This window comes from Mesorhizobium sp. ArgA1 (assembly GCF_053714375.1).
In genome coordinates, this window is record NZ_JBSKBQ010000191.1 from 1 (window position 1) to 264 (window position 264).

Annotated in this window: 1 protein-coding gene; it reads left to right on the forward strand. The window is 64.0% G+C overall.

From position 1 onward, the window contains the following. Window positions 1–38 precede the first annotated feature (38 nt). Window positions 39–264: hypothetical protein (locus tag ACWGTI_RS32950; protein WP_454590716.1), on the forward strand; the 226-nt coding region annotated here is incomplete at its 3' end.

Genomic DNA, 264 nt, shown 5'->3' on the forward strand with positions numbered 1-264 from the left:
TCGGGAGGGTCGCCTCGTCCAGGGTCCCGGCGGGGTCGGTGCTGGGAGCCACCGAGTGGCTGAGCGACGCCCATATCAAGAGCGATTACGATCTCCTGGAGGAGCAGCTGCTGGGGATCGATCCAAGGCTCGCCGACGGGACACGGCTGGTCGATCCGTCAGTATCGCATCTGCTGCGCCACATGGAGGTGGAAGACGCGCGAGGCACGTTACAGTCCATCTATAATCGAAACGAGGCCCCAGCCGACTTCGTGTTCCTGCCGG